At 45.0% G+C, this 3213-nt stretch carries 4 protein-coding genes; all 4 read right to left on the bottom strand.

Features of this window, described 5'->3' with window-relative positions; genetic code table 11:
- Positions 1-55: 55 nt before the first annotated feature.
- The gene (locus tag QTO00_RS17065) at positions 56-253 is read right to left on the bottom strand and encodes a twin-arginine translocation signal domain-containing protein (protein ID WP_331425846.1); all 198 of its coding nucleotides are present in this window, start codon (positions 251-253) and stop codon (positions 56-58) included.
- Positions 254-300: 47 nt separating this feature from the next.
- Positions 301-942 (bottom strand): TorD/DmsD family molecular chaperone, encoded by a 642-nt coding sequence (locus QTO00_RS17060; protein WP_443088938.1) that lies wholly within the window; start codon positions 940-942, stop codon positions 301-303.
- A gap of 4 nt (positions 943-946) precedes the next feature.
- The gene (locus QTO00_RS17055; protein ID WP_331425844.1) at positions 947-2608 is read right to left on the bottom strand and encodes a 4Fe-4S dicluster domain-containing protein; all 1662 of its coding nucleotides are present in this window, start codon (positions 2606-2608) and stop codon (positions 947-949) included.
- A 182-nt stretch (positions 2609-2790) separates the two neighbouring features.
- Positions 2791-3213, bottom strand: a 423-nt coding sequence (locus tag QTO00_RS17050) for a DUF3306 domain-containing protein (RefSeq protein WP_331425843.1), incomplete at its 5' end; no start/stop codon positions are given.

Here is a 3213-nt window from a genome sequence, read left to right as displayed (position 1 = left end):
GTTCTGTTCTTTGCTCACATTATCGGAGCGTTTAACTAATTTCATTGTTTAGCTCCTATAGCGTGTCGTAGTAGTCACGGATGTGCTGGGTTTCATGATAGCCAGTCTGCTTATGCTCTGGCTTAACTTCGCTAGCTTCTGAAGCGCTGGCTACTTTTGTTGTTCCAGCAACCACTGCACCTGCTACTGCTGAAGTAGTTAAGCCTTTCAGAAGATCCCTGCGGCTTTGGTTTAGCTCTTTACTCTCTTTCATTATTGCTTCCTTACCCTTATTTGTAGGTATTGAACTCGATGTACGTTTTAGTGCTGAGGCTGCTCATAATCAGCAACGTTCTTCACATCGATTTTTATTCGGTTTTTATGGCTTTGTAGATTGGTGCTAAAACGTACTTGCTCTAGCGACATAAATGCATTGGTGAGTTCTGCTACAGCTTTATAAAAGCTGGCATCTTCAGCTTGGTTAATCTGTGCAACGAACTGAGAAAACCAAGTCGCAATGTGCTTATTGAAGAACAGTTGTTGTAGCTCTTCTTCTTCAGCTGTGAGTAACGACATGACTTCGCATAAAGCGGATATATGATCTTCAGGCTCTTTCACTTGTTCTTCACGCTCCAAACCTAACAATTCGAGATCGTGGCGAATCGAAGCAAGCGGTTTCTCCATGAGCGACCCAGTTAAATGCCAAGAAGCAAAAGGCACGACTTCACCTCGACCTATGCCAATAAAAAGTTCTTGGTATTCATCTTCGAGTGCAACGGCACTACTCTCTTGAGCTGCATCTTTAAGTTGTTTCCAAGCGACTTGCATAGCGCTTTCGGCTTGTTCTGTTTCTAACTCACAAAGAAAAGTGATGAGCTCATTGCTTGGCACCTGACGATACAAAGCTGACAGCAACAAGTAGATTTCCGCTCGAATGGTTTGTTGATGTTCCATCTCTCTCATCACCTTAGTAGTTCAGTTGTTTAGTAGGGTCTTCAGCCATAGACTCAAACATATCCACGACTCGACAGTCCTCGCACATCGCAATTCGATTTAACGCAGCTTCATCAGCGAAATGAGAGTGACCGCGTAACTTACTCTGCAACATGTCGATCATTGACTGAGGTGCGAACGGCTTATGGCAGCGAATACATTCAGCGGCTTTTTCTTGGTGAATTACCTGCGCTTGTTGACGTTGTTGTTTATCCCAGTTCATTCTTGGTGTCATGCTCAGCACTTGTTCTGGGCATGCTTTAGTACACAAACCACATTGAATGCAGTCCTGTTCTACAAATTGAAGCGAGGGCGATGTGCCATCTGTGTGGAGCGCACGCGTCGGACAAACAGCTACACAGCTCATACACAAGGTACAATCTTTACTTTCGCAGCTGATAGCTCCGTACGGCGCATTGGCAGGCATTTCAATCACGTTTTCGACTGGGATTCGTAACTGTGCAAGTGCATCTAACGATGTAAACAAACGTTGTCGTTTATTGCCTTCTAGGTCGCCTAGCTGCAAGTCGAACGATTCAGCGAATAAGGTCGGTAGGCCTTCTCTTAGTGATTCTAGATAGAGGATGTCTATCGTCTCTTTTTCGATGCCTAGTTGAGCCAGTAGCTCTTGGGCGATTGCGACCTCGTTGTTAAGCACGCGGAGAATCGTTTCAGGCATAAATCGACTGGCGGCAAACAGGACTTGTGTCGCACCGTTGGTGATGGCTGCAAACCAAGAGTCAATGCCGACTGATGGCAACTCTTCAACTACGACTGGGATAACGTTATCTGGTAGCACTTTTAGCGCCATCACGTTGTACTCTTCATGGCGTGAGCTACAAATCAATACGATAGGATTTTTTCCGCCTGCCTGTTTGTAATTCGAAATTGTACGCTCGATGAACTTCTGTGTATCTTGAGGTGAAGGTAGCGCATATTGAATAGCTTCTGTTGGACAAGCTGTTGCACAAGTCCCCACACCCTGACACAGGTATGGATTGATCTCGATTCGATGTCCGGTTTTGTCGCTGCCTTCACTCGACAGCGCACCCGCAGGGCATGCATCGACACAGCGTTCACAACCTTTCACGCCACGAGAGCTATGGGCACACAGGTCGGTATCTAGGCGGAAAAACTTGGGTTTGTCGAAAGTACCCATTAAGGTTGGGATCTCTTCCAATGCCTCGGCAAGCTTTGGATAGCCACGTCCTACAGGATAGTAGCCCGGTACTGGCACTTCCTCGCTCATACAACTATTTAGACATAGGTCGAGGACAATATCGAAGCAATCGTGATTAATTGCCACTTCAGCGAGGTTACTTTCTATGCCGTTGTTTTCAGTAATAACAGTAAATGTGCCTAAAAAGCCACTTACCTGGACTGAGCTGGCGTAGTAGAGATGAGCGGTTGTTCCTTTTTCACCATCAGTCGATAGCAAAGTGACGCTGTTTAGCTGTTCGAGCTGATGGGCTGCACTTTCTATGATTGATGTGGGGCCAACGATGAGCGTGTTTCCACCGCTTTCATAACTGACAGTCGGAGGGATAAGGTTTTTCAGTTCCACGGTATTTTCAAAAGCGTGTAGTCGCGCTTTACCGTTGGCAGACTGAGATTGTTGTAATAGTTGTTTTAGCATTGCTCTGTTCCAGTGAGAACGGAATATTCACTTGGGTGGTTATTAGCAATTGCTATACCAACTATATAGTTAAATAAAAACAGATAGTTATAGTGAATTAAAGGCGACACTTGCAGGTAAAAACAAGGTGTGAGACAAAATGTCTCACACCTTAAGCTATTGATGTAGTCAAAATGTACCTATTATTTGTGTGGTATATTTTGTCGCAACTTTTCATTTTCTGGCGTATGTTCATCTGCTAGCGTAGATAGCTCGGGTTGTTCCTCAAGTGAAGGTTGTTCAGATTGCTGCAACTCGTCGGCCGGATGAGTATTTTGCTCCTCTAACGAGGTCGGCTCTTGTTCTGGTTGTTCCATCCAATCTCGCAGTTTTTCTGCAACGTCTGAAGATAGACTTTTGACTGACTTGTAATCGTGGTCATAGTCGTTTAACCCATCAATTTCACTGAACTCTCCAGATAAAAATAGCTTTCTTAACGCCGCTTTTTTTACCGTTGCTTCGGCTTCAGATGCGAGTAAAGAAGCAACGCTTGGTGAAGATGAGCTCTGGTCTTCTTCTGACAAATCGGGCTGCGACTCCTCATCATTATTAGCGGCTTGTGATTC

Source organism: Vibrio sp. M260118 (genome assembly GCF_036533755.1).
GTDB lineage: Bacteria > Pseudomonadota > Gammaproteobacteria > Enterobacterales > Vibrionaceae > Vibrio.
This window is presented reverse-complemented; position numbering and strand designations above follow the sequence as displayed.

What these genes read in the sequence shown, in the direction of transcription:
- QTO00_RS17055 (WP_331425844.1), bottom strand. Translation starts at nt 2,608, where the DNA reads ATGCTAAAACAACTATTACAACAATCTCAGTCTGCCAACGGTAAAGCG.
- QTO00_RS17060 (WP_443088938.1), bottom strand. Translation starts at nt 942, where the DNA reads ATGAGAGAGATGGAACATCAACAAACCATTCGAGCGGAAATCTACTTG.
- QTO00_RS17065 (WP_331425846.1), bottom strand. Translation starts at nt 253, where the DNA reads ATGAAAGAGAGTAAAGAGCTAAACCAAAGCCGCAGGGATCTTCTGAAA.